The sequence below is a fragment of the Paenibacillus spongiae genome (assembly GCF_024734895.1).
GTDB lineage: Bacteria > Bacillota > Bacilli > Paenibacillales > Paenibacillaceae > Paenibacillus_Z > Paenibacillus_Z spongiae.
This window is the reverse complement of sequence record NZ_CP091430.1, coordinates 471,744-492,511: the sequence shown is the minus strand read 5'-3', so window position 1 is coordinate 492,511 and position 20,768 is coordinate 471,744. Positions and strand designations below refer to the sequence as shown.

At 53.9% G+C, this 20,768-nt stretch carries 21 protein-coding genes; 1 reads left to right on the top strand and 20 read right to left on the bottom strand.

The features are described from left to right. Window positions 1–57: 57 nt before the first annotated feature. The 18 genes from L1F29_RS02185 to L1F29_RS02100 all read right to left on the bottom strand — a co-directional run bounded on the left by L1F29_RS02185 (window position 58) and on the right by L1F29_RS02100 (window position 16,481). A complete protein-coding gene (locus tag L1F29_RS02185) occupies window positions 58–720 on the bottom strand; it encodes a class II aldolase/adducin family protein (RefSeq protein WP_258386774.1) in 663 nt (220 codons plus the stop codon). 189 nt (window positions 721–909) lie between these two features. Continuing rightward, window positions 910–2,184, bottom strand: coding sequence for a TRAP transporter large permease (locus L1F29_RS02180; protein ID WP_258386773.1), 1,275 nt, complete (start codon window positions 2,182–2,184; stop codon window positions 910–912). After that, window positions 2,184–2,708 (bottom strand): TRAP transporter small permease, encoded by a 525-nt coding sequence (locus tag L1F29_RS02175; RefSeq protein ID WP_258386772.1) that lies wholly within the window; start codon window positions 2,706–2,708, stop codon window positions 2,184–2,186. Before L1F29_RS02175 ends, L1F29_RS02180 begins: the two co-directional genes overlap by 1 nt. 120 nt (window positions 2,709–2,828) lie before the next feature. Next, entirely contained in the window at window positions 2,829–3,848 is a 1,020-nt protein-coding gene (locus L1F29_RS02170; RefSeq protein WP_258386771.1) for a TRAP transporter substrate-binding protein, read from the bottom strand. A gap of 104 nt (window positions 3,849–3,952) precedes the next feature. Then, window positions 3,953–4,975, bottom strand: coding sequence for a zinc-dependent alcohol dehydrogenase (locus L1F29_RS02165; RefSeq protein WP_258386770.1), 1,023 nt, complete (start codon window positions 4,973–4,975; stop codon window positions 3,953–3,955). A 36-nt stretch (window positions 4,976–5,011) separates the two neighbouring features. Continuing rightward, window positions 5,012–5,662, bottom strand: a complete 651-nt coding sequence (locus L1F29_RS02160) for a GntR family transcriptional regulator (protein ID WP_258386769.1) — start codon at window positions 5,660–5,662, stop codon at window positions 5,012–5,014. Between the two features lie 47 nt (window positions 5,663–5,709). Further along, window positions 5,710–7,074 (bottom strand): four-carbon acid sugar kinase family protein, encoded by a 1,365-nt coding sequence (locus L1F29_RS02155; RefSeq protein ID WP_258386768.1) that lies wholly within the window; start codon window positions 7,072–7,074, stop codon window positions 5,710–5,712. 24 nt (window positions 7,075–7,098) lie between these two features. After that, window positions 7,099–8,358: a ribulose-bisphosphate carboxylase large subunit family protein gene (locus tag L1F29_RS02150; protein ID WP_258386767.1), complete on the bottom strand. Its 1,260-nt coding sequence runs from the start codon at window positions 8,356–8,358 to the stop codon at window positions 7,099–7,101. Window positions 8,359–8,825: 467 nt separating this feature from the next. After that, window positions 8,826–9,338, bottom strand: a complete 513-nt coding sequence (locus L1F29_RS02145; RefSeq protein WP_258386766.1) for an acyl-CoA thioesterase — start codon at window positions 9,336–9,338, stop codon at window positions 8,826–8,828. 133 nt (window positions 9,339–9,471) lie between these two features. Then, complete coding sequence (locus L1F29_RS02140) at window positions 9,472–10,308, bottom strand: protein-glutamine gamma-glutamyltransferase (RefSeq protein ID WP_258386765.1); 837 nt, start codon at window positions 10,306–10,308, stop codon at window positions 9,472–9,474. Between the two features lie 221 nt (window positions 10,309–10,529). Then, window positions 10,530–11,579 (bottom strand): SGNH/GDSL hydrolase family protein, encoded by a 1,050-nt coding sequence (locus tag L1F29_RS02135; protein WP_258386764.1) that lies wholly within the window; start codon window positions 11,577–11,579, stop codon window positions 10,530–10,532. An 86-nt stretch (window positions 11,580–11,665) separates the two neighbouring features. Then, window positions 11,666–11,977, bottom strand: coding sequence for a thioredoxin family protein (locus L1F29_RS02130; RefSeq protein WP_258386763.1), 312 nt, complete (start codon window positions 11,975–11,977; stop codon window positions 11,666–11,668). Between the two features lie 217 nt (window positions 11,978–12,194). Further along, window positions 12,195–12,374 (bottom strand): hypothetical protein, encoded by a 180-nt coding sequence (locus L1F29_RS02125; RefSeq protein ID WP_258386762.1) that lies wholly within the window; start codon window positions 12,372–12,374, stop codon window positions 12,195–12,197. A 253-nt stretch (window positions 12,375–12,627) separates the two neighbouring features. After that, on the bottom strand, window positions 12,628–13,095 hold the full coding sequence (locus L1F29_RS02120; RefSeq protein WP_258386761.1) for a DinB family protein: 468 nt from the start codon (window positions 13,093–13,095) through the stop codon (window positions 12,628–12,630). A 21-nt stretch (window positions 13,096–13,116) separates the two neighbouring features. Next, entirely contained in the window at window positions 13,117–13,611 is a 495-nt protein-coding gene (locus tag L1F29_RS02115) for a HugZ family pyridoxamine 5'-phosphate oxidase (protein ID WP_258386760.1), read from the bottom strand. A gap of 18 nt (window positions 13,612–13,629) precedes the next feature. Next, window positions 13,630–14,421, bottom strand: coding sequence for an ABC transporter ATP-binding protein (locus L1F29_RS02110; protein WP_258386759.1), 792 nt, complete (start codon window positions 14,419–14,421; stop codon window positions 13,630–13,632). A 1-nt stretch (window position 14,422) separates the two neighbouring features. Beyond that, complete coding sequence (locus L1F29_RS02105) at window positions 14,423–15,373, bottom strand: FecCD family ABC transporter permease (protein ID WP_373876517.1); 951 nt, start codon at window positions 15,371–15,373, stop codon at window positions 14,423–14,425. 85 nt (window positions 15,374–15,458) lie between these two features. Continuing rightward, window positions 15,459–16,481, bottom strand: coding sequence for an ABC transporter substrate-binding protein (locus L1F29_RS02100; protein ID WP_258386757.1), 1,023 nt, complete (start codon window positions 16,479–16,481; stop codon window positions 15,459–15,461). Between the two features lie 679 nt (window positions 16,482–17,160). On the opposite strand from L1F29_RS02100, the gene L1F29_RS02095 reads away from it, so the two are divergent. Further along, window positions 17,161–19,458, top strand: coding sequence for a UvrD-helicase domain-containing protein (locus L1F29_RS02095; protein ID WP_258386756.1), 2,298 nt, complete (start codon window positions 17,161–17,163; stop codon window positions 19,456–19,458). 220 nt (window positions 19,459–19,678) lie between these two features. On the opposite strand, the gene L1F29_RS02090 is transcribed toward L1F29_RS02095, so the two are convergent. Both L1F29_RS02090 and L1F29_RS02085 read right to left on the bottom strand, forming a co-directional pair. Next, the gene (locus tag L1F29_RS02090; protein ID WP_258386755.1) at window positions 19,679–20,239 is read right to left on the bottom strand and encodes a GNAT family N-acetyltransferase; all 561 of its coding nucleotides are present in this window, start codon (window positions 20,237–20,239) and stop codon (window positions 19,679–19,681) included. A gap of 162 nt (window positions 20,240–20,401) precedes the next feature. Further along, window positions 20,402–20,737, bottom strand: coding sequence for a magnetosome magnetite crystal formation protein family (locus tag L1F29_RS02085; RefSeq protein WP_258386754.1), 336 nt, complete (start codon window positions 20,735–20,737; stop codon window positions 20,402–20,404). Window positions 20,738–20,768 lie beyond the last annotated feature (31 nt).

Genomic DNA, 20,768 nt, shown 5'->3' with positions numbered 1-20,768 from the left:
TCCTCCTTGCATGCCAGGCTGCGCTTGGCTTCCGTATACCCTTTGCGAGAGCTGTCGCTAAACCGTCCACACTCTTCTCGGCTTATAGCCGGCTTTATCTAGGAAGTCCCGCTCCGTCGCTGCAGACAATCCGGATATCGGAATCCCGGCGGATTGCGAGACGACCAGCATCCGGCAAGCCATCTCAAGCGTCTGCAACGCCATTCGCGCTTCGCGGATTGTCGTATCATACACAAGAACGCCATGATTTTCAAGCAGCAGCACATTGGCCAGCTTCACTTTCTCGCGAACGCCTTCCCCCAGCGCATCGGACCCCGGGTGATAATAAGGTACGCGCTCCACCCTCTCCAGATAATACATCGTCTCGACGAACCAGTTCGAAGGAATTTCGATTTTGGAGCTGGCGACGAGCGTGCTGTAGAAAGGTGAGGCATGCAGAACGGCGCCAATCTCTGGGCGGTTCTCATACACGGCCCGGTGCATCGGCGTTTCCTTCGAAGGCCTCCGGCCTTCCGTACCGTACGAGCGGCCCGCCAGATCGCATTCGATCAGATCCGGGCTGTCCAGCTCACCGAGGAATGTCCCGCTGGCGGTAATCAAATATCGATCGTTTTCGGTCCGGGCGCTGATATTGCCCGCATTTCCCCATGCAAGCTCATATTCCATCATATACTTGCCTGTATGCTGCAGTTCTTTTCTTACACGCTCTATATGCGGCATAATGCGATATTCCCTCCGGTCTGTCCTGAACTAGCCTTGTCACCCCCGGACAGGCGTCCCTATCCGACATAAGCGCATCCGGGCCGTGACAAGCCGAATGGCCGCATCGCAGCCATTCTTAAGAAAACCTGTACGAAGCAATCGAGAGCTTCGTTTGCTGCTTGTTGTACGTACTCATCAACCCGGCTGTTACTTAAGCAGATTAGGGATGAGCATACTGATTTGCGGGATGAAGGTAATCATCATCAAGGTGATGATCAACACGACATAGAACGGCAGCATCCCTTTTGTAATCTGCCCCAGATTGATTTTGGCAATCTGCGCGGATATGAACAAATTGATCCCTAGCGGCGGCGTACACATGCCGATCGCCAGGTTCACGATCATAATGATCCCGAAGTGAACCGGATCGATGCCAAGCTGTACCGCAACCGGCGCCAGCAGCGGAGCCAAAATGATAATCGAAGCATTCGTCTCCATGAACATGCCGACCGCAAGCAGAAACAGATTGACAAGCAGCAGGAACACGATCGGACTATCGGAAATCCCGATGAAGAATTGGGCCACATCCTGCGGAATGCCTTCACGCGTCAAGATCCACCCGAACAATCCGGCACTCGCCAGAATGAACATGATCGCCGATGTCGTAATGACGGATTGCGTCAGAATGTTCATCAGCTGCTTCAATTTAATTTCACGGTACACGAGCACGCCGACGATGAAGGCATAGCCTACCGCTACCCCGGCCGCTTCAGTAGGCGTGAAGTATCCGCCATAGATGCCGCCGAGAATAATGACCGGCATGAGCAGGGCGAAGAAGGATTCCTTGAACGCCTTCCAGAGCTCGGCTCCGGACTTTCTCGTTTCTTTGGCATACTTGCGCTTCTTCGCGATAATCAAGATCGTCGTGATTAAGGATAATCCGATTAGAACACCAGGTATGAAACCGGCCATGAACAGGTCGCCGATCGATGTTTCCGTCGAGATACCGTAGAGGATCAACGGGATACTCGGCGGAATAATAACGCCCAGCTCGCCGGATACCGACTGTACGGCACCGGTAAAGTTGCGGTGATAGCCCCGGGAGATCATCGCCGGAATCAGAATACTGCCCAGCGCAGCCGTTGTTGCCGCACTTGAACCGGAAATCGCGGCGAAGAACATCGAGGTCACGACGGTAACGATAGCCAGGCCGCCGGAAAAATGGCCGGTGAGCGCATTGGCAAACGCGACAAGTCTCCGTGAAATCCCGCCGTACTCCATCAATATCCCCGCAAGAACAAAGAACGGAATGGACATAATAGGGAATGAGTCTATGGAGGTGAAAGACCGCTGCACAAGAACGATCAGCGGCGTACCGCCGTCCCACCAGATCGCTACCGCGGACGCAAGACCCATCGATATTGCAATTGGAACGCCCAGCGCAAAGAACAGAAGGAGAAAAACGAATAGTATAACACCCATTAGATGTGCTCCCCCTTTCTAAGCGCTTCTTCAACCTCGGATGTTTCAACATGATCGGTCGTCAGCAGCTCGATAATAACGGCTATTGCGTTAATTATCATAAGCAGCGCGCCGATCGGAATCGCCATATACGGAATATCCATGGATATTCCAAGCCCTGCGGACATTTGACGTCCTACAACCTCGAGCATATCGATGCCTTGAACCAATAGAATGATGAAGAAAACAATAGATATGAGCATAACGGCTATTTTTAGCACCTTACGCACGCTAGGCTTCACCTTCTCCATCACCACTTCAATGGCAATCATTCTATGGTTGCGCAAGGCCAGCGAGGCTCCAAGAAAGACGGTATAGACCATTAAATAGCGAGCCGCTTCCTCCGACCAGGTTAACGGGTAGTCGATTACAAATCTGCATATGATTTGCGCGATAATGATAATGGACATGGCTGCAAGCATAAGTCCAACTATGATACCGACCACTTTGTTCATGAAATCAATACATTTCATAACGGGCTGCATTCGGTTATTCCTCCTGTTCGACGGCATCCATCGTCTCACTTCTCTCATGCTGAGCTCGTAAGCATAGGAGAGCCGGTATCGATTCGGATCTAACGGATACCGGCTCTATCTGCCTGTGGATTATTTCGTGTTAACGATGCTGTCGTACAATTCTTTGCCGTATTTATTCGCGAATTCCTCGTGAACGGTCTTCGCTTTCTCCGCGAATTTCGCGGTGTCCACTTCAACGACTTCCATCCCAGCATCCTTCAACTGCTTCAGAAGGACCTCTTCCTGCTCGGCGACAAGGTCATTCTCGAATTGCGTCGCTTCCTTGGCCGCTTCCTCAATGGCTTGCTGCTGCTCCTTCGACAGCTTCTGATACGTGATGTCGCTCATGGTCAGCATGACATAGCCATAGACGTGGTTGGTCATCATCAAATATTTTTGAACCTCTTGAATCTTATTGCTTGCAATGAGAGCGAACGGATTCTCTTGGCCGTCGATAACGCCTGTTTGCAGGGAAGAGTACACTTCGCCGAAAGCCATTGGAGTCGGTGAAGCGCCCATCGCTTTCCATGCCGCAATCGATGCCGGAATCTCAGGAACACGGACTTTCAATCCCTTTAAGTCTTCCACTTTCGCAATCTTTTTATTTGCTGTCAGCTCGCGCGGTCCCCTTACCCAGAACTCGAGTCCGCGAACCTGTGCATTCGTCAATAAATCCTCTTTCATCTTCGTGCCTACTTCGCCATAAAGCACTTTCTCCATATGCTCTTGATCACGGAACAAGTATGGCAGTTCCAAGATGGAGTAAGGCTCATAGAAATTGGAGAGTACGCCTGCCACCAGTGCGAAATCGACGGAACCAAGCTGCATGCCCTCGATCAAGTCGCGGTCATTACCCAAGGTAGAGCTTGGGAATACATCCACTTCCACGCTTCCGTTCGTCTTTTCCTTCACAAGCTCGGCGAACTTCAGGGCACCCTTGTGCCAAGCATCGGATTCACCGGTAATATGACCGAGACGGAGCTTGACCTTCTTCTCCGTACCTCCGTTACCGCCGGTTGCGGCATTGCCGCCATCCCCCTTGTTCCCACACGCTACAGCGCTTACAAGAAGCACAACCAGCATTGTGACCACAGCTATTTTCTTTAACATGAGTACTGCCTCCCAGTTGTCTGATTATATCTAGTATTGAGGTCGGTTCGGCTTCACGACGCGGCGGTGTGAAGCCGACTGCCCCCTTTTATCCGAATAATAGCTTAAAAAGTAATGAGAACCTTCATTGAACGGTCTTCCTTCTTATCCACTAACCGGAAGCCTTCCGCAGCCTGCTCGTAAGGCAGACGGTGCGTAATAATGACATCCTTCTTGACCGCGCCGGCTGCAATTAGATCGATTGCCGCAAGGGTATCCTCCCGGTTGTACGTCATGCAGCCGATAATTTCCTTCTCTTGATTCTGCAAATTGTGGATGTCGAACGTCTGCGTGCCATGGAACATGGCGATCGTAACGATCCGGCCGCCTTTGCGAAGAAGGGCCAAGCCTTGGTCGATAATGCCCGGAACGCCCGCAGCCACCAGCACTTTATCGAATGCTGCTCCGACAGCCGACTTGGCTTCCTGCGTCCACTCCGCGTTATCTCTAATATTGAGGGTATGCGTCGCCCCCATCTTGCCGGCGCTTTCCAGCGCATAATCCATGACATCCGTAACTAGCAGTGTAGTCGCGCCGGCCGCCTTCGCCGCAGCCATGGCCAGCAGCCCGATCGGGCCTGCTCCCAGAATCGCGACCTTATCGCCTACTTGAATGCCGGCCTTGCGAACCGCGTGGACACCTACGGCAAACGGCTCAACCAGTACGCCCTGCTCGTAGTCCATCCCGTCCAGGAGCTTGAATACCGTCTGCTCCGGCGCCGCAAAATATTCCGCCATCGCGCCGTACCAGCTGCCGATTCCCGGCGCGCCGCGATTTTCACAATAATTTACTTTGCCCGATAAGCAATAATCGCATGTACCGCATCCCGTCTGCGGCTCTACCGTTACCCGGTCGCCCGGCGCAAACTTGGTAACCGCCTCTCCGACCTGAACCACCTCGCCGGCAATTTCGTGGCCGATAATGACAGGAGGCTTGCGGAAGGGATGCAGCCCCTTGTACGTATGAATGTCCGAGCCGCAAATCCCGGCAACCTTAACCTTGATAAGCACGTCAAGAGGGCCGAGCTCGGGAATACCGACCTCTCTTACGACGACCTTAGAAGCATCCTCCACATATACAGCTTTCATCACAATTTCCTCCACTCTTTCTCTCTGGTACTCCTTTTATCTGAATAACTTTTGCTTGGAATCTTGAAGGTGATCCCGCATATAGCCGACGCAATCCTTGCTGCCTGCCTTCAGATGATCATAGATGACGCAGTGTTCCTTCCAGAACACTTCCATTCTGTGCGGGTCCTTCCGAAGATGACGGAGTGTAATCCGCAGCAGGTGATCCTGATAATTAAGCAGAACCCGGTAAATTTCCTGATTGCCCGTAAACGAGCAGATAAGCAAATGAAACTTATGATCGGCTTTGGCGAATGCCTTCACATCGAGACGCTGGACGATCTCTTCGGTTTCCTGAAGATTGGCAAGCAGCTTCAAGCTCTGCTCTCCGGTCAGCCTTCCCAAGATCTGCTCCACATTGAAGGTTTCGAGCGCGGTCCGAAGGTCGTAAATATCGATAATACGGTCCAGCGCGAGATCATTGATAATAATCCCTTGTTTGGAAGATACGGTGACAAAGCCTTCCGCCTCCAGACGGGTCAGAGCCGATTTGATCGGTGTTTTGCTCATCTGCAGCAGCTCGATCAGCTCCCGCTCGGATAGAAACCGGCCCGGTTCGAATATTTCCTCCAGGATCCGTTCCTTGATTTCCGTGTAGGCAACGTCTTTCAACAATGGAGCCGCACCTGTCTCTTTCATTTCATCCATCCCATAGCTCCCCTTTCACTTTCATAGTTGGAATAATTATAGGGTAATTATTCCGATGCGGCATCCCTAACCTTGGCAAAATAATCGGGGCTTCCGAATTGTCCGCCCTTCAGGGCAAGCTCCACGCCATCCATAAAGCCGTCATGCGCGTACACCTTGCACAGCGGAGCGCCTGGAGATATAGGCAGCAGCATCTCCAATCCGTAAATCCCCATCTCGCTCGTGACGAATCCGGACGTGTCCCCACCTGCGATAACGACTCGGCGCAAGCCGGCTTCGCGCATAATATGATTCGTCCAGCGCCCCAGCTGCCGGCCAATGAGCTCTCCGGTTCGAGAGCTCTCGATGCCATTGGCGCGGAATAGCTCCCGGGTCGCCGCAATCGCCTCGTCTTCGGGACCGAGCGCGGTGTAGAGCACGACGCTCTCCCCTTCGTTCAACAGGCGGATGGCTTGATCGAGCAGCTCCTGCGGCAGCTTGTCCGTATCCGCTACAGCCTCCGGCGTAATCCGGATGCCGTGGAAGCCTTGCCCGATCGCCGTTTCGATCTGGCGCTGGCTGACCGGGGAGGCGCTGCCGGATACCGCCAGAATACGGCTTGCCGGCGCAGCCTCCGTTACATGAGCCGTCTGCCCGGCCGCTCCGCCGGCTTGCTCCCAGTATGCCGTCAAGGCATATTCGACGCCGGACGAACCGACCACAAGCCGCGTCCCGTCAGCTGAAGCCTCCCATATCAATCGACCGCTAAGGGAAAGCCTCTCTTCATCCAGCACATCAAACAGCAGCACAGGCGGCTTCTCCTTCAGCTTCTCGCGATAGCGCCCGCTCACGAGCTCCGGCTCGCCTGCAAGCTCCAGAATGTCGATCAGAGCGACTTCTTCGCCCAGCTGTTTCTGCAGGTGGAGCCGCAGATCCGCTTCGCCCATCGGAGTGACGGGGTGACGCGACATGACCGGATGGCGGTCCAAGCGGTATACCTGTCCATCCATTCGCGCAAAGTGCTGGCCGAATAGCGTATACCGTCCCAGCGCGGGAGCGCCGACCAGGAGAGGAACGGTATCCTGACCCGGGAAGAAATGGCGCGATACGCGGATCGCTTCGCCGATACTGCCGAATTCAGGCGATGAATCGAACGTCGAACAGGTCTTATAATGCACGATCGGCGCACCCAGCCGAGACAGACGCTCCATCACCGGCCGGACTTCCTCCGCTAATGGAGCCGGCGCCTTGGCCCGGCTGGTGCCGGCGACCCCGACGCAGCGGATGCCTTCGAACCGCTGCAGCATACCCGGAGTCGGCGCTTCGAGAAACAATACCGTACGGTACCCGCTTCGCGCCAAAGCCTCCATAGCATCGGTCGATCCCGTAAAATCATCGCCGTAGAAGGCGAGTAGAAGCTTATTTTCACTCATGTTCGATATCCTCCAAGGATGATGTTACTTCTTGCCGAATACCCGGATCGCTTCTTGAAGCTCGGGATGTGACTTCGCGTACGCGTTCAATTCGATCCCTTGAACGGCCGCTTCCCAGCCAAGCTGCATACTGCGAACGCCTTCGGCCGTTCCGCCCGGGTGAGCGAGAATGCCTCCTCCCGCCAAGTGAATCAAGTCCAGCGATCGGACGGCCTCATACGTCGGGATCGCGCTGCCTGCCCATTGCGCCGAGGACAGCACCGGCATGACCGTGTATCCGCCCAGTATCGGCGTCAAACAATCTTGAATCGATTGCGCAACCGAATCGTTGCTTTCCGAGAATTTGCTGTCCAGGCCATTCGTATGAAGGTGATCGACACCTGCCAGGCGGCACATCTTCTGATAAGCTGAGAAGCTCATTCCGAGCAGCGGGCAACGGGTCATAGCCCCCCATTGGTTGCGGTGCCCGTGAACCGGCAGCTCCGTGTACTGACGAAGGTGGGCGACGCCCGGCAAGCCGACGCTGTTGATGCTGACCATCACGCAGGTGCCCCCTGCTTGGAGGACGATATCATGGTTTCGCTTCATCTCGTCGATATCGCCTGTAATATTGAAGGCGTACATCAGTTTCTTGCCTGTGCGGTCGGCTGCCCGTTCGATCTCGGCCATTACGGTTTGAACACGCTGTTCGAACGATGCATATGGCGGATTCCCGCACAGCTCGTCGTCCTTCACGAAATCCAGTCCAGCCTCCGCCAGCTCGCGGACGAGCGGTCCGTATTCGGACAACGGCAGCCCGATGCTCGGCTTGACGATGGTCCCGATAAGCGGACGGCCGTAGACGCCGGCAAGCTTTCTCGTCCCCTCTATGCCGAATTTCGGTCCCGGATAGCGGTCGCCGAAAGCCTGGGGCAATTCGAGGTCCACCAGCCGGAGTCCCGAAAATTCCCGCAGCTCATATAAATTCCCGGCGACGGTGGACAGCAGATTCGGCAGAGACGGCCCGATATTATGAAGCGGAAAGGACAGCTTGACCAATGCTCTTCTGTAGATCGGCTTGCCGCTGCCAGGCGGAAGATAACTCCCCGGCAATGAGGGGGAATCGTACTCGCCCAGCGCTTCGATGCCGACCACTTGTGCGGCATGCAGCGCTTTCAACTCCGGCGTTTCTCCAGGAACGGCGATGAAGGTGCCCGTAGACTGCTCGCCCGCCATGACGGCGGCCGCTTTCTCGAGCGAATAAGGCGTTTCAATGAGATAAGTGGCATAAATTCGGTCATTCATTCTTACGCTTCCCTCCCACTAATAAAAGAGCGTTCCATGATCGGTCATCATTCCATATTCGAGTGCTATAAATTATTAGATCTATCTTAAATCTATCTTAGATCTATGTGAGATCTATTTGATCTGATCTTAAATAAATCGCTTTCTTTTGTCAACGGGAATTATCGAATTTTGTCGATGAAAACTCTTTCATCATAAGTTTGTGAATATATTCGCAATCGTGCAATGCCTGTCATTACAGGGGTTTTGCTCATAATGAAAGCAGAAAACCAGGCATACAGGCGAAGTGGAATTGTTATAAATTACTATGAGTCCGAACTAGTGCGACGGCTCTTTGTTAATATGGTGAATGGCCGATCATTGGCCCTATTAATCTTGAATGCGGTTTATTGTTCGCCATACCGCTCCACCCTGAAATAAGAAAAAGGAGGCCTCTGACAAGGCACTCCCGTTTCACATGTTTACGCCTACTCCCACGGATATTGCGTCAGCAGGTAATCCGCGAATTTCTTGCTTTCTTCCCGTCGTCCTTTTCTCATCTTCGTGCGGTATTCAGCCGTTTCGTGCAGCTTGCGCTCCTCTTCCGTCTCCGGGACCACCTGCGGCACGGGAATCGGCCTGTTATTCTTATCCAACGCGACGAAGGTAAGGAAGGCGGTCGCGGCTATTTTACGCTCCCCGCTCAGCAGGTCTTCCCGTATGACCTTCACGAAAACCTCCATAGAAGTTCGGCCCGTCCATGTTACGAACGACTCCAGCGATACCGAATCGGACGGCCGGATGGGCTGAAGGAAATCGACGGAATCGGTGGAAGCCGTAACAGCCGTTACGCGGCACAGCTTGGACGCGGAGATCGAAGCGATATCGTCGATATAGGACATCAGCTTGCCGCCGAATAAGGTGTTGTGGTTGTTCACATCTGTCGGGAACACCCGGGAAACTTTAAAGCACCGGGTTTCCTTCGAAAATTTCGTCTCCAAGTGCACTCACGCCACTTTCCTACGGTTTGCATTCACTCCGACCATTGTCCCCCTTTTAGGGGTACGTTATGCTTCGCGAGTCTGTCAATAGGAAGACGTCCGATCCAGCCGGCTTTCATCCCGCATTGTCCGTTCATCCGTCGAATACCTGCATGTAAGGCGAATTCCCTATTCGAACCACAATCGCGTTTCTCCGCTGCCGCTGCTTCTCCCGCTCCGAGTGGGCGTTTTCGCTTGACGCCAGCCTTCGGATATGCTCGAAATCGGGATGCACCACCTCGTCCGACAGATAAGCGGATACATCGCTTCCGGGGATCCGTCTTCTGTTCAGAGAAGCGATCATCTCCTCCGCTGTCTTAATCCCGATGCCGTGGCCGTAGAACAATCCGTTGGGAAGCATGACGGCGTTCTCCCCCTGCCATTCGGGCGTCTGCGGGTTATAGTCGGGATTCATGAAATAGAGAATATCGCCCAAGTACGCTTCATTCTTGTTATCGACGGATATTAAGCGCAAATCATCGTCGTACTGCCATGTGTATAAGAGCAGGTTTTGAAAATGCGTGTTGAACGCATCTTCGCCGATCGTATCGAGCACCGCCTTATATAAGAGAATCACCATCGCCGTCGCGCATTCGAACGCATACATCCGGCCGTTCCGATAAATATCGTTAATGCCGTCGGAAGGCCGGACGCCGCTATTCAGCCGGAACCCGCCCTCCGGCGTACGGGTCCAGAACTGCTCGTTACTCCGAGATTTGCTGAACACGGCAAAATCGACCCTGCTTGCGTACAAATCCTTCGCGGCTTGCACGATATTCGCCCGCAGCTTCAGCTCAAATTTCAAAGCCTCGAGCGATGGGTAACGATATACAACCGGGCTGTCTTCCTTCTTCTGCACGACCTCTTGTTCAAACTGCGAGAAGGGCTGCTCATTCAGTTGTTCCGTACTCATGTTTGCGACAATAATCACGGCCTTCAACTCCCGGGAGCGTAATTTCACGTATAGGTTATTGTACGTACACGGCCTGGATTGGTGCAGAATCAGACCCTGTCTTCACAAAGTCCCCGCAAGGCGAATAGTCTTACGGTCGCTGTTGTTCACGGTCGGTCACAATGAAAAATAGCCCTACAGGCACTAAGCACCCGTAAGGCTATTCCGTCTTCGCTCCGCTCGCAATGTTCCAGTGCCCGCTAGCCCCGGCTGATCAGCCTGCGCAGCACCGGCTCCAGGTTATCCGCCATCTGCATGAAGCCCAAGTCGGTGGGATGAACCCCGTCGACACAGCATTCCTGGGCGTGGCGGGACAGCAGCTTCTCGCCGTCGTAAAAATGGATGTTCCGGTCTCCCGCATTCTGCAGCGAGTGGACCAATTCCATCTGCATCCGCTTTCGGGTTTCCTGCATCTCCCGCGATGCGGCGTCGAACAGCTCCTTGGCAAAATAAATGCGCGAAAGCACCAGAATAGGCACCTTGGGGTGAGCTTCGCGGTAAATCCGTATAAATTCAGGCAGCGTCTGCGCGTACAGCTCCGGTGAAACGCTGTTCGCTTCATAGTCAAGCACAAGGCATGCCGGATCGGGAATCGTCGCCAGGATATGCGCCAGCTCCGGCTCGCCCTTGCCGGACCCGGAGAAGCCGAGGTTCACGAATGCCCTGTTGATCCTTCGGCTCAGCACATTGGTATAGCACAGGCCCGGTCTGGAAGCGCAGCCTCCCTGTGTAATCGACGTTCCGTACACGAGAATCGTACCGGGGTCGTATGCCGGCGGAGCCTCGACGGAAGCGCCCGCTTCCAGGCCGACCGACACTTCCTCCACGCCTTGATACAACGGAAAATTCAATACGATCGTCCGGGTTTCGGCGGAACCGCCTTCGAACAATACCGCCTCGTATTCCAAGGCCTGCGTATCGAAAACGGCCGTGCTGCGGTAATGCAGCGTTCCATCCAGTTCCTCGTAGCAGTCAAACCCGCACTGTCCGGTAGCCGCCATATGATACATGTAGGCCGGTCCGGCCAAGCGGACCTTGATCGCCAGCTTCGGCGAATTGGTTCTGAACCGAATCTGCCCGCCTGCGGTATGGTTCGCCAGGTTGTCGACTGCGCTAGGCAGCGGGAAAGCAGGTTCGATAGGAAGACGGCGGTACTTGCCCTCGGCTTGAAGCCAAGGGAAACCGGCAATAATGTAAGGCGTTTCAAGCGGTGAATGCCAGACATAAGCAGCAGCTAATTCTGTGCTCACAGGAACACTCCTCCCTCATTACCATCTTAAAATCCAGTTTTACCCACAACCCATTATTTCACCTTTTCGGCTTATAAGTAAACCACCTAATTCAGCCCCTTCATCATCCCGTACAAATAATCCACCGATTGCATCGCATATTCCTTCCGGATCGGCTGGCCGTCCTTTAGCAGCACCAGACAGGGAACACTGGCTATTTTCCATGCCTCGCGCATCGCCGGCGAATAGTTAATATTCAGTTTGTACATCGGAATCGAAGCGGAGGTCGCTTCAATAATGTCAAGCATCCGTTCCGCGATTTTGCAGGTACCGCACAAGGGGGTGTAGAAGAATACGGCTTCATGACCGTTTGCGCTGCTGGCGATTGCACGCAGCTGTGCTTCATCGATTTCTCGCATGGCGGCGACAGACGTCCTTTCCGGTTTTATTATCGAAACATGATTCCATTGCTACCATTCTATCGTTCCGCTGCATCAGGTATCAACCAAAAAACACCGCCAAGAGCGCCCTCCGGCGCATCTGACGGTATCCTTGTTCATCCATGCACGCTATGGAACCCTTGTCCGGCAGTCATTCCATTCCGGCCACTAGGGGAGTTCTGACAAACGTTATACGTTACGATCGATTACGAATGTTGTTTAATTGCGATTCGCTCATGTGCAGTTCTTTGATCAGGCTGTTGTAGAAATAATTTTCTTGACCGTTCAGCCCATGCTTGTTATCCTTCAGGATCAAACTGCCGATATTCCGTTTCAAAATCTCGTTCCGACGCTGCATCATTTCAATGTTAGTCAAGTTAGAAACCTCCAGTTGTATTCCCGATGGATTCGGTATCTATAAGTATATCGAACCTGAAAGGAGATGGAAAACCGTCCCTGTCGGCCTCAGAACGGATAAGCCGTTCTCAGCCATACTGACATGAAATCCAATGCGGGCATTCGAAAAATTCCGGCCATATCCTCCGCATAACGGCACATTTCCGCCGAGAATAAACGCAAAGAGAGCACCACCCGCGCGGAGCTCTCTTCTTATTCCTATTCATTTTCCGCTAGGCGGGATTGGATGGCTGTGCCGAACATTTGCGAATCAAGGCAATCTGACCCGCATGCAGCCCGGTATGATACAGCACCCGTCCCAATGCTTCACGAGGAGTAGAGGTGCCGATCGGCGAGGATACCGGTTGATCCCATGCCTCATCAGGCAGCCGTCTCATCGCCTCGGACAAATAGGCGTCGGACGCTTCGGAGAAGGCCAGCATCTCCTGCAGTCCCGTGAAGGTCGAATCTCCCTTGGACGGTCCGCTTGTGATGAATGCGATATCGGCAGGCGTGCTGCTGTTGAAAAACCAATCCGCGAACATATACTCCACTTCCGCATTATGGCGCAGCATGAATCCGATGGAGGATGTATCTTGGGAAAGCTTCAGGTTGAGCTCTTCTTCCTTCAAGCCCTGCATCGATTTCTGAAAACGGTCGCGTACCGTTCTCCATACCGGATAAACCGCTTCAAACGACATTCGTATCCACACCTCTCGCGTTTATTTTTTCTTATCGATCACGACATGCTCGAACCGGTCGCCCGACAGATCCACATCGAAGGCTTGCCCGAAGCCCACGACATAACGGCCTTCAATCGGGGTTAGCTCGAATAGTGAAAAATCCAGCCCCCGCAGCATATCCATCATCTTACTGCCGAAGGATTCATTGAACAGCGCGAACACTTCGTCATGACCTTCGTTGCCGAGGTTTGCCGTTGAGCAGGCCCACCTTGCGCGTTCGCGGGCGAACGTATTCGGCGACTGCGACTCGTCCGCAAGAAGCATGACGGATATCCGTTTGCTCTCCTCCACATAGCGGTAGTGATCGGATATTCGGCTAATATAGATGTATAATTTCCCGTCCATCTTCACGAAAGGCGCGTAGCTGGCGAACGGATTCCCGTTCTCGTCCAGGCTGCTAATGACCAGCGTCTTCCGGCTCTCTACGAAATCCGTAAATTTCTTCTTCATTGCTTCCGTATCGATCTGCTTCACGGCATATCCCTCCACTAATTAATGAGCCATCGGCTGGGCTTTCTTGAGCGGATGAATCCGGGGGAACGCGGCATCGGCCACAAATTCGACCTCCGCCTCCACACCGTATACATAGCGAATCATATCCCGCGTCAATACGTCCCGGGGCTTGCCTGTCAGTGCCAGGCTGCCTTTCTGGATCACGCAGATTTTATCGCTGTACGCACTCGCCTGATTCAGGTCATGAAGCACCATGACGATGGTTATTCCCAGCTCCTGGTTGACGGTCCGGACCAGCTCCAGCACTTCCAGCTGGTGCGCGATATCCAAGTACGTTGTCGGCTCGTCGAGCAGCAGCACCTTGGGCCGCTGCGCCAGCGCCATGGCGATCCAGGCGCGCTGGGCCTCGCCTCCGGAGAGGGAAACGACCAGCCGCTTGCGGAACGCCGCAAGCCCTGTCTGCTCGATCGCCCAATCGACGATTTCGTAATCCTCCATCGACAATCGCTCGTACCACTTCTTGTGAGGAAGCCGTCCGTAAGATACGAGCTCCTCGACGGTCATGTCGGCCGGCGTTTGATTGGATTGGCATAAGATGCACATGATCTGGGAAATCCGCTTGTTCTGCATGGACCGGAGCTCTTGTCCGGCGATACGAACTCGGCCGCTTTCGCAGGGAATCAATCTCGATATTCCTTTCAGCAAGGTAGACTTGCCGGAGCCGTTAGGCCCGATAATCGAGACGATCTCGCCTTCATTGACTTGCAGGGTGAAGTTCTTCACAATCTTGTTGCCGTCATAACTGATCGTTAAGGCTTCGGCTTGAAGCATGTTAAACATCACCTTTTCTCATCAAGTATAGAAAGTAAGGCCCGCCGGTGACCGCCATGACGATACCCGCCGGAATATCCAGCGGAGCGAAGAATGTCCTTCCCACGGTATCCGCGAGCAGCAATACAAGCGCGCCCAAGCCGATGCTCATCGGCAGCAGGCTCCGGTAATCGGACCCGACAAGCATGCGCGCCATATGCGGAACGACCAGACCGACAAAGCCGATCATACCGACGGTCGATACCGATACGGCGGCCAAGTAGACCGCGATGAACGATAATACAATTCGAATCCGGTTAATATTCTCGCCGAGATTGAGCGCCGCTTGCTCCCCCAAGCGCAAAATATTCGCTTGCCGGATGCAGAACAGCGCCGCAATCCATCCGACGATGGAATAGGGAAGCATGACGCCGACATCGCCGATTCCTTTGCCGGTCATGCTGCCGTTTAACCACTGCAGAGCCGCTGGCAGCTTGTCGCTGTACAAGATGGAGAGCAATCCGATGATTCCCCCGAATACCGAGTTTACGGCTACCCCCGACAGAATAACCCGGATCGGCGTAATCCCCCGTTTCTTCCATGCCAGCGCATACACCATGACCGCCGCCACAGTGCCGCCGGCAATAGCCGCGAACGGAATGAACGAAGAGTAGTTGGGAACGACCAGCAGAATGAACAGCACGGACACGGCGGCGCCGCTGGACACCCCGGTAAGGCCCGGATCCGCGAGCGGATTATGCATGACCGCTTGGAGCAGTGCGCCGGAAATCGCCAGGTTCGCGCCGATCGTCACGGCCAGCATGACTCTGGGGATCCGGATGTCCCATAGAATGGTATCCGATACGTCGCCGCCGCGGCCGAACAGGGCGCTCACAATCTCAACAGGTGAAAATCGCACGCTCCCGAGCCCTACGGACAAGATCATGGCCGCCAACAGCAGCATGAACGTCATCCCGATTGCGAATCCTTTTGACCTCTTATGCTCCAGCACTTGCCTTCCCCCAGTTCAACGAACGAAACACGGACAGCCGTTTACGTTATTGATACAATTTAGTCGTCATTTCTTTGTAAGCATCCGCGGCTTTGACAAGCGAGGCAACGCCGAACAAATTGTAGTCAAGCGCGGATACTTTGCCGTTCTTGAAGGCATTCAATTTGTCCCATGCCCCGTTCTTCTTGACATCCTCTTCGAATTTCTTGATTGCCGTATCCGGATCGCCGTGCGATACGAGCAGAATCACATCCGGATTGGCGGCAACCACATTCTCCATATTGAGCATGACGTACGTTTCGTCGGACTTTAGCACATCCGATACGACGTTGGATGCGCCCAGCTTCTTAGCGATGCTGCCCGGGAACGTATTCTCGTTCATGAGCATGAAGGATTCGGCCGATCCGAACAGAAGCATGACTTTCGGCGCCGTCTTGCCCTCCGCCTGCTTGGCAGCTTCGCTCTCTTGCTTCTCCAGGTTCGCCAGAAACTCGTTGGCCTTCTGCTCCTGCTTGAAGACCCGGCTCATAACGACCATGGAGAGCTTTAATTCTTCCAGCGAGTCCGACGGTATGTATGCGGTCTTTAATGAAGCCGGTTTAAATTGCTTCTCCAGGCTGTCCTTGATCGACTCCGGACCGAGAACCAGATCCGGCTGAAGCTTCGTCACCTGCTCCACGTCAGGCTTGAGCGCCGACCCGATTCGCTGCACGTCCTTGAATGCCGCCGGGAGCTCGACCGTAGACGTGGGAACGCCGATAGGCATAACGCCCAGCACGTCCAGAATCTCGGAGATGGCGACCGATGCGCTGACCACCTTGGCCGGCGCTTCTTGACCGAACTGAGCTTGCAGCTCGGCCGCTTTCGCTTCGTCGACCGCGATCGCCGTCACTCCATCCGCAGCAGGCTTATTGGTCTCATCCTGCTTTTCGTTGGCGGCATTCCCTTTCGTTTCGTTCGATTCGTTCGTTTGGTTCGCTTCGTTCGCCGTCGGCTGATTGCTGCACGCGACTGTGAAGGCTAGCAATGACAAGCTGGCATACAAGGCCCATTTTCGAGATATTTTCATCTTATTCGTACACCCCTCTAAAACTTAAATGATAGTGATTCTCAATATCATGCCAATGTATACTATCATGAACTGTTAATCCATTTCAATATTAATTGAGAAAAATTCTTATTCTCATTGATTGCTTGTCTATCCGCCCCGCCAATCTTCTCAATCTGTCCCTAGTTTGATACAATAGACTCCATTGATTTTTCAAGCGAGGCTGCATCCGGCTGGCGGTCCTGATCAAACAAAGAAGCCGCGGGCGTTGGCGCACTCCATTCTGCTTCTATAACGCCGAAAATAAATGTTACAGCTCGCGCTCCGGCGCCCTGAACCCCCGTAACGCCGTTTTTTACCGTTACAGCGGGCAAAACCCGAGATGCGCACCCCATGCTGCTCCTGTAACGCCGGAAATAGGCGTTACAGATCGCGCTCCGGCGCCCTGAGCCCCTGTAACGCCGTTTTTTACCGTTACAGCAGGCCGAGTACGGGACACGCACCTCATTCCCAAACACGCGCACAGCCTTGGAGCATGTCAGCGGCAGCTGCTGCCCCCATGACTTAACCAATCGCCCCTTGCCTGCTATCCACCTTCCCCCCTGAGCAATCTGCTGGGGGATTTTGTTCGAATATAGATCGTTTACGAAGTCCGCTGTTTCTCCTGAATCAGCTAAAGCATAACGAGAAGGTGAATTCCATGAGTAGCATACATCGTTTCACATCCCTGCCCTCCGGAACGGCCGGCTCGGCTATCCCGCATGCGGAAATAGCATCCCCAAACATTGCCGCGCAGCGGAATAATGCGCAGGATCGGGATGCCGGCTTCTTCCGTACTTTGGAGCAGAGCGGGTTGACGTTGAATAAGCCGCAGCTGGAAGCGGTACGGCATCATACGGGTCCGTTGCTGACGCTGGCAGGAGCCGGCTCGGGCAAGACATCCGTCTTAATCTGCCGGACGGGCTATCTGCTCGCGGTCCACGGCATCCCGGCGAGCGCTATTCTGCTCCTGACGTTCTCGACCAAAGCGGCGGCCGAGATGAGAGAGCGCATTGCCCGTCTGCCCGGTCTAAACGCCTCGGCTGTCCATCAGCTTCAGGCCAGGACCTTTCACTCCTTCTTCCTGCAGCTGATCCGCAGGCACGGCAATCAGCTGGATATCTTTCATGAAACCCGGCGGCAGCATATTCTGCTAAAACAAATTATGCGGGAGCTGGGCCTGCAGCAGGACGCTTACCAGCCGGAAACGCTGCTCGCTCTTCTATCCTCCTATAAGATGAACCTTGTCGGTCTGGACGAGCTGCCGGAAGCAACGGACGGGGAAAAAGAAATCAAGCGCATCTTCGCCCGCTACGAAGATTGGAAGCAGGAGAACGGCAAGATCGATTTCGACGATGTGCTGCTCAGCGCATATCGGCTGCTGAAGCAGCAGTCCGACCTGCTGCGGTCGCTGCAGACGCGATTCCAATATGTCATGATCGATGAATTTCAGGATACCAACCATCTTCAATATGAATTAATCCGAATGATCGCCGAGCCCCGGCAAAATTTAATGGTCGTCGGCGATGACGACCAGACGATCTATTCCTTTAACGGCGCAAGGAGCGAATTCATTCTTCATTTTGAGAAGCGCTACCCGTCGGCCAAGGTCATTACGCTCGATATTAACTACCGGTCAACCACAGCAATTGTCGGCCTCGGCAACGAAATTATCCGGCACAACAAGGAGCGGCGGCCCAAGACCTTGCAAGCAACGAAGGAAAGCGCGGTTAAGCCCCAATATATGCGGCCTCATACGGCGGATGACGAAGCGGATCAAATCATCACGCGTATCCTCCAGGAGGTTCAGCAGGGAACACGGACATACGGCGACTTCGCTATATTATACCGGTCATCCAGCAACAACCGGGCCATATTGGAGCAGCTCGTACTAAAGGGAATTCCACATATCGATTTCGGTGATGGACAGCTTTTATACGAGCATTGGCTCGTTAAGCCGGTCGTCGACCATCTGCGGCTTTCCTTGAACCGGCGCAATTTCGATGCGATGGAAAGCATTCTGCCCTCTCTCTACCTGAATCGCGAGAAGGGAATGGCGATCATTCGCGCGAAGGAAGCGATAAGGCCCAAGAAAGGGCCGCTCGTGCATTTGTTATCGCTGCCGGAACTGAAGGATTACCAGAAGGACAAGATCACGGACCGTCTGGCACTGATCAAGTCATTCGTAACCATGAAGCCGGCGCAGGCCATTATACACATTCGAAAAACCTTCTATGACGCTTATTCGGAAGCTAGTGAACGGCATAAATTAACGCTGCATAAGGAGATGCTGAAGGAGCTGCTGGACGAGCTGGAAGCTTCCGCCGCGCGCTTCGATACGGTCGAGGCTTTCATAGCGTTCATCGATGACGTAGTGGCCAAGAACAGCGATAATACCCGCCAGAAGCTGCAGGAGCAGGGCAATCGCATTGCATTGATGACGATCCATCGTTCCAAAGGATTGGAATTCCCCGTCGTCTGCTTGATCGGGGCTTCCGATGGCAGCTTGCCGCACAGCTCGGCTCTGGATACCGACCGGATGAAGGATGTCTTCACGAGGACGGGCAGCAGGCCAATCAGCTCGGTCGCATTGGAAGAGGAGCGGCGTCTTGCTTATGTGGCCGTTACCCGTGCCCGGGAGGAGTTGTTCATTAGCTCCCCTTCTCAATACAGAGGCAAGAAAGCCGCTATTTCGCAATTCGTTCTGGCTGCCTTCCAACAAGCAGCGGGTCCCTCAGCTTCGCCTAAGTCGGTCCATACGAAGACGGGCCGGCATATTTCCAGCCCCGGTTCCAAGCCTGCAGGAGAGACCGAAACCGTTCTGGCATGGGTTTGCACCAGCCCGCCATGCATCGCTTGGACCAGAATAGACCCGTATAAAGAAGCGCATCTGACATCCAAGCCCTGTCCGCTCTGCAAGTCGGCCATGGAGAAGGGCAGCAAGGCCGTCCCGGTGTAGACGCGCGCAGCGGTTCCCGGGTCGCGGATCAGACGTCTTATAAACGCTCCGCTTCAGCCATGCGAAAGACCGTGCCCGGATAGGAGGCACGGTCTTTTAATGACGTATAAGTTACGTCAGATGAAACAACTTTAGAAACTGCTCATATTCCAACCAAACCCGTCTTGCAGCGAGCCGGTCCAACCCGTCCGTCCCGGAGTCTTTACATTCCGATTATATGCTACGCCTGGTCAAGCGAGCTTTGAAGCTGCTCGTACTCCGGCTTCAGAATCGAATACTGATGGGAATCGAGCCATCTTCCCTGCTTATTATGCAGCATATGCCCCCGCAAGTGCCCTTCATACTTCATCCCGAGCTTCTGCATGACTCGGGTCGAGCCTGCATTGTCCGGCCGGCAGGTTGCAAAGATCCGGTGAAAACCCAGCTCTTGAAATCCGAATCGCAGCAATGCCGCAGCCGCTTCCGCTGCGTATCCGCGCCCCCAGTAGAGCGGGTAATAGCAGTAGCCGATCTCTCCCTGACCGGGTGAATGGACGAATATGCCGGTGCCGCCGATTAATGCCTGCGTCTCCTTCAGTATTACGGCCATTTCGAATTCAACCCGAGGTTTGCGGCTTTGTGTCTCCATCATATGATGAATATAATCCAGCGTCTCTTCCTCCGTATTGGGTCCCCAGCTCATATGCCTGACTACAGCAGGATCGGATGCATATTCATGAACAGCCGCAGCATCACCATGTGTAAACTCTCTCAAGATAAGCCTCTCCGTCTCCACCATCATGGCGTCTTCCCCCTTCCGGTTCCATAGTAATTAAACCCCATGCAGTTAGGAGTATTATGGCCGAATGTATCCGGTCATGCAATATTCCCTCAGCCAGCCGAATAATGAAAAAGAGACCCGCTTGTGGTCTCTTGTTTATGCCTGGCATTGCCCGTGCCGCGTCTACTTTATAATCGAAACCGTTCCGATGAACGGCAGCGGCTTCATTCGGCCGTTAGCCGCATTAATAATCCCGATAATGATGTAGACGAAGATAGCCAAATTCGCGAAGGGAAGAAGAATCCAGCCTATGATAGGTATAATGCTCAGCACAATATTTACCCCTACCGCCGCCAAGAACAGCACCAGTCCTTGATTGGCATGATACATCGCGAACGGGGAATCCTTGGCGGCCAGAAGCGGAACAAAGAACAGAATGTAGGCCAGCACCGCCATCACTTTGTTCGTCTGCACATCGTTCGGATCGGGCTGCGGGCCAGACGAAAACGAATTCTGCATAACCACACCTCTCTCATAAGAAATAAGGTCA

Bases quoted from the DNA above. Each gene is read 5' to 3' on its own strand.
- L1F29_RS02185 (WP_258386774.1), bottom strand. From the start codon at position 720: ATGCCGCATATAGAGCGTGTAAGAAAAGAACTGCAGCATACAGGCAAG.
- L1F29_RS02180 (WP_258386773.1), bottom strand. From the start codon at position 2,184: ATGGGTGTTATACTATTCGTTTTTCTCCTTCTGTTCTTTGCGCTGGGC.
- L1F29_RS02175 (WP_258386772.1), bottom strand. From the start codon at position 2,708: ATGCAGCCCGTTATGAAATGTATTGATTTCATGAACAAAGTGGTCGGT.
- L1F29_RS02170 (WP_258386771.1), bottom strand. From the start codon at position 3,848: ATGTTAAAGAAAATAGCTGTGGTCACAATGCTGGTTGTGCTTCTTGTA.
- L1F29_RS02165 (WP_258386770.1), bottom strand. From the start codon at position 4,975: ATGAAAGCTGTATATGTGGAGGATGCTTCTAAGGTCGTCGTAAGAGAG.
- L1F29_RS02160 (WP_258386769.1), bottom strand. From the start codon at position 5,662: ATGGATGAAATGAAAGAGACAGGTGCGGCTCCATTGTTGAAAGACGTT.
- L1F29_RS02155 (WP_258386768.1), bottom strand. From the start codon at position 7,074: ATGAGTGAAAATAAGCTTCTACTCGCCTTCTACGGCGATGATTTTACG.
- L1F29_RS02150 (WP_258386767.1), bottom strand. From the start codon at position 8,358: ATGAATGACCGAATTTATGCCACTTATCTCATTGAAACGCCTTATTCG.
- L1F29_RS02130 (WP_258386763.1), bottom strand. From the start codon at position 11,977: ATGCGAGAAATCGATGAAGCACAGCTGCGTGCAATCGCCAGCAGCGCA.
- L1F29_RS02120 (WP_258386761.1), bottom strand. From the start codon at position 13,095: ATGTCGTTTGAAGCGGTTTATCCGGTATGGAGAACGGTACGCGACCGT.
- L1F29_RS02110 (WP_258386759.1), bottom strand. From the start codon at position 14,421: ATGCTTCAAGCCGAAGCCTTAACGATCAGTTATGACGGCAACAAGATT.
- L1F29_RS02105 (WP_373876517.1), bottom strand. From the start codon at position 15,373: ATGACGTTCATGCTGCTGTTGGCGGCCATGATCTTGTCCGTAGGGCTC.
- L1F29_RS02100 (WP_258386757.1), bottom strand. From the start codon at position 16,481: ATGAAAATATCTCGAAAATGGGCCTTGTATGCCAGCTTGTCATTGCTA.
- L1F29_RS02095 (WP_258386756.1), top strand. From the start codon at position 17,161: ATGAGTAGCATACATCGTTTCACATCCCTGCCCTCCGGAACGGCCGGC.
- L1F29_RS02090 (WP_258386755.1), bottom strand. From the start codon at position 20,239: ATGATGGTGGAGACGGAGAGGCTTATCTTGAGAGAGTTTACACATGGT.
- L1F29_RS02085 (WP_258386754.1), bottom strand. From the start codon at position 20,737: ATGCAGAATTCGTTTTCGTCTGGCCCGCAGCCCGATCCGAACGATGTG.